At 41.7% G+C, this 4,861-nt stretch carries 2 protein-coding genes and 1 pseudogene; all 3 read right to left on the reverse strand.

The genetic code is table 11. The annotated features are described in order from the left end of the window. Nucleotides 1–173: 173 nt before the first annotated feature. Complete coding sequence (locus VFM80_RS13410; protein ID WP_395072511.1) at nucleotides 174–1,103, reverse strand: L-threonylcarbamoyladenylate synthase; 930 nt, start codon at nucleotides 1,101–1,103, stop codon at nucleotides 174–176. Then, nucleotides 1,096–4,440 carry a transcription-repair coupling factor gene (gene mfd / locus VFM80_RS13415; protein WP_395072513.1) on the reverse strand — a complete coding sequence of 1,115 codons (3,345 nt, stop codon included), beginning with the start codon at nucleotides 4,438–4,440 and terminating at the stop codon, nucleotides 1,096–1,098. The genes VFM80_RS13410 and mfd overlap by 8 nt, the downstream gene beginning before the upstream one ends. Before the next feature lie 111 nt (nucleotides 4,441–4,551). Beyond that, nucleotides 4,552–4,861 (reverse strand): annotated as a pseudogene (locus tag VFM80_RS13420) (aerotolerance regulator BatA); the annotation flags it as partial.

The raw sequence follows: 4,861 nt of genomic DNA on the forward strand, positions 1-4,861 counted from the left end.
GTTGATATTGACTACCACTCAAGGAAAAAAATGAAATTTGAGTTCCCGTTTTTTTAAAAAAATATTGGTTTAACGCTGATTAAGGCTGTTTTTAGGCAAGATGAGGAGTGTTTTACTAAGCTTTTTTCAAGAGTGTAACAGGATGGGAGAAAAGGGCTTGCGAAACAAAATATCTACTGTGTAGCTTTACTGATCCGGTTAAGTAAAGCCAAATAAAAAGAAGGGAATTTTTTTTCAAATGAGTCTAATTTTTCAATAAAAACGGTCGTATATCCTTCAAGATCTGCCTGACGAAATCGATCATAAAGCTCTTTTGAGAGCAAGGCTAAATCGCCGTTATATGAGATGATATTTTTTGATTCCTGAAATGAATTTTGAACCAGATACAAAGTGTTCTTTTCAATGGAGGAAATCTCTCCATATCTGATAGAAGCCTTAGGCTTATAATGGGAATATTTCTGACCCGGACTCTTTGGGGTATTATTCTCCGCTTTCGAAGTACTGGTCTGAACAGAGATATTTAAAATAGCTTCGATCTCTTCTTTGCCGATCTTTCCGGGGCGGAGAATAGTAGGAATTTCTGAAGTCAGGTCAAGCACGGTAGATTCAAGGCCAACCTGAGTTGCGCCGCCGTCTATTACCGGGAAATTCGATCCAAGATCCTTTAAAACATGTTCTGCCTTGGTAGGGCTGGGGCGACCCGATTTATTGGCACTTGGTGCTACAAGAGGTCCGGTTTTGGATATAAAAGCCAAAGCGAGTTCATCATCAGGCATCCTTACTGCTACAGTATCTAACCCCGCAGTAATAATATCCAATACTTCAGGCTTCTTTTTTAAGACCATGGTAAGTGGACCCGGCCAAAACGAAGCCATCAGTTTTTTGGCGGAATCAGGAATATCGGCAGCAAAGTCTTCCAGCTGTTCAGTATCAGAAATATGAACGATCAGCGGATTGTCTGCCGGCCTTCCTTTGAGCCTGAATATTTTTTTTATGGCTGAGGGATTCCAGGCATCAGCACCTAATCCATATACGGTTTCAGTAGGGAATGCAACGACTTCACCTGACTTTATTAACTCTATATATCTTCTTAGATCACGCATGAATTTCACTCAATACCAATCCTTTTAGGAATTTAAGTGCAGCTTCTTTGTCAGGAATTTCCTCAATAACAAAACGAACGGTATCTTTCTTCTGAATCACCTGAAATTTGTTTTTCTTATCAGCTTCGATCTTTTCAAGGATTTCCTGAAATTTACCGGAGTCATAAAATCTTTTACCCATGTCAGATTCCTGCTTAGGGCACACCAGCCACATGCGGTCGGATCTGATAGTGACTTTTGTAAAGAAATTCCGAGAGGCATATAATTTGATCTTGCTTGCCAGGATCAGATACTCTGCTTCCTTGGGTACCGGGCCAAATCGATCTTCGATCTCATCTTTCCAGTCATCGATATCTTCCGGTTTAGAAGCCCTTGAAAGTTTACGATACAGATTGAGCCGTTCAACGCTGTCAGAAACATAATTCTGAGGTAAAAGCGCCGTCTCATCGAATTCAATAATGGTCTCGGGATGGTCGACCTCAACTTCCACGTCTTTGAAAAGCTCACTGAATTCCGATTGTTTAAGCTCATTTACAGCGTCGTTGAGGATCTTGGTATAAAGATCAAAACCAATGTCATTGATGAAGCCGCTTTGTTCGGCTCCAAGAATGTCACCGGCACCTCGAATATCAAGGTCACGCATGGCAATATTAAAACCTGACCCCAGGTCTGAAAATTCTTCGAGTGCTAACAAACGTTTACGTGCCTCTGAGCTCAGGGTTTTAATGGGGTTTGTTATCAGATAACAAAAAGCTTTTCGGTTTGACCGACCTACCCGTCCGCGTAACTGATGCAATTCAGCAAGTCCGAAATGATTGGCATGATTGATGATAATGGTATTGGCATTTGCAATATCGATGCCATTTTCCACAATATTGGTAGAAACAAGAACGTCAAACTTATGCTGGTAGAAATCCCCGATTATTTTTTCGAGCTGAGAACCCGTCATCTGTCCGTGCCCGAAGCGAACCCGAATATCAGGTACAAGCCTGCGGACCATTTCTGCGATCTCTTCAATATTTTTCACCCTGTTATGTATGAAGAAAACCTGTCCCCCCCGGGATATTTCCTGTAGAATGGCATCCCGGATTAATTCTTCATCAAAGCTGTGAATTTCTGTATAAACCGGCTGACGGTTGGGAGGAGGGGTATTGATAATGCTAAGGTCACGGGCTCCCATTAACGAAAATTGAAGCGTTCTGGGAATCGGAGTAGCTGTTAACGTCATTACATCCACAGAGGCGCGAAAGTTTTTAAGTTTTTCTTTGGCTGAAACGCCGAATCGCTGTTCCTCATCTACGATCACGAGCCCTAGGTCTTTAAACTTAACATCCTTGGAAAGCAGCCGATGCGTTCCGATAACTATGTCAACCTCACCGTCTGCAAGTTTTTCAATGACCGCTTTTTGTTCCTTTGCAGTCCTGAACCTGGACAACGCCTCCACTCTTACCGGAAACTTTTCCGTTCGGCTGATAAAAGTTTTGGCATGCTGCTCGGCTAAGATCGTAGTCGGGACCAAGACAGCAACTTGCTTATGATCGAGCACCGCCTTGAATGCGGCTCTCACTGCCACTTCCGTTTTGCCAAAGCCAACATCGCCGCAAACCAAACGATCCATGGGATGCTCACTTTCCATGTCAGCTTTTACAGCCTGAATGGCATCATTCTGATCGGGAGTCTCTTCAAATTCAAAATTAGCTTCCATTTCTGTTTGCCACTCATTGTCAGGGGAGAAACTGTAGGCTGTTTGAGCTTTCCGTTTGGCGTATAACAAGATCAGTTCCCTTGCTATGTCTTTTACCTTTTTCTTGGTCTGCTCTTTTTTGCGCGCCCATGCACCGGATCCAAGTTTAGTGATTCTTGGAGCAGAGCCTTCCTTCCCGGAATATTTCTGAAGCTTATGAAGGCTGGTAACATTCACATACAGTGTTGAGTCGTCTTTATATTGAAGGACAACAACTTCCTGTTCTATGTTCTTAACGTTGATCTTTTTGAAGCCCATGAACTTCCCGATTCCGTAATCAACGTGAACCACATAATCTCCCTGGTTCAGATCTTTCAATTCTTTGAAAGAAATGCCGCCATGGAATTTTCTTCTTTTGGTTTTTGGGCGGTGGTACCGATTAAAGATCTGGTGGTCGGTATAAACAGCTAATTTAGCGGGCTCATATACGAAACCTTCATGCAATGATTCCACCACAAGGAGGTAGTTGAACATATCGCTCGATTCACCCAATAATTCCTCAAAGCGATCTCGCTGGCCATCATTGTCGCATAATATCAAGGTAGTAAGTCCGGCTTCAGAATTTTTGGAGATCTGTTCCCTTAGCAGCTTGAAATTGCCGTGAAAGTCCGGTTGTGGCTTGGTGACCAGCGTAAGGGTGTTATCAGCTTTCTCCGATGCTCCTACATTGGCGACGAACAGCTGATGGGTAAACATGGCAAGCTCTTTTTCAAAAACCTCTTCAGATAAAAACAGTTCTTCCGGAAGGCTTAACTCTTTATTATTGTCGTGTTCATCAAAAGCTTTTTCTGCTTTTTCAAACTGTTCGCCGATCTTTGAAAGTACTACTTCGCGACTGGAAGTTACCATCAAAGTGTTTTCATCAAAATAGGACAGGAAGCTGGATTTCTCTTTTTCAGGGAGGTTGGTGAGATCGGGTATGATCCGGGCTTCGTTGAGGAATGAAACCGAGCGCTGGGAATCTGCATCAAATTCACGAATGGTATCCAGTTCATCTCCGAAAAATTCAAACCGAAGGGGATATTCACCGGAATAGGGATACACGTCCAAAATACCACCGCGAACTGCAAACTCCCCGGGTTCATCCACGAACCTGACAGGATTATAGCCTTGTTCAGCCAGTTCTTCCTTAAACTTATCAAGATCTATTTCATCACCCTTTTTTAATACCAGGCTTACTTCATCTAATGCAGAAGGAGGAGCAATTTTCTCACCGATAGCCTCTACAGAAGTGACTACGATCTTTTTTTTATTATCTGAAATATCTTGCAGTGCTTCGGATCTTTGAACCAATAAGCCAGTGTCCTTGAGCTGCTGCTGATCGTAAGGTTTATTATTCGAGGAGGGGAAAAGTATGATCTTTTTGTCAGGGGATATGATATCAAGATCGGCTTTAAGAAAACGGGCACCCTCGTCAGTTTCAGAAATCACAAGCAGATCTTCTTTCTTTGAAGAAAGAGCGTCCAATAAAAAGCTATTAAGGGCTCCGATACTTTTCTTCAGATTGAGTGATTCTTTTTCTGTGATCTTATCATAGACCTCATTGAAAACTTTACTTTTCTGAAGTTGTTCTTTAATAAAAGAAATGCTCATAAAAACTTTTTAAATAGGTAGAAAATAATAACTAAGAAGCGGTGGATTTATTTTTAAGCACCGTGTCCAGTTTTACTGATAAATATTAAAGAGGAAATATTAAAAAATGGGTTAAAAGCTTTCTATTCCGCTTAGGATCGTTTTTTTCATTAAGAAGCTTAGAAAAAGCAAACCCAAGGACCATCCAAGATAAACAGAATAAAGATCTTTATAGTCGGTGTATATAAGTTCTTGAACCTCTGTTTTCTCGAGCTCATCAATTTCATCATAGATGTTTTCAAGCTGTTCGGTATCTGTTGCTCTAAAGTATCTTCCGCCGGTTAATTCTGCTACACTGGTTAACATTTCCTCATCAATATCGACTTGAATATTTTGATATCGCCTCCCAAATATAGGGTCCTGAATAGGATAGGGGGCAGTC

It is taken from the genome of Gracilimonas sp. (assembly GCF_035704785.1).
Taxonomy (GTDB): Bacteria; Bacteroidota; Rhodothermia; order Balneolales; family Balneolaceae; genus Gracilimonas.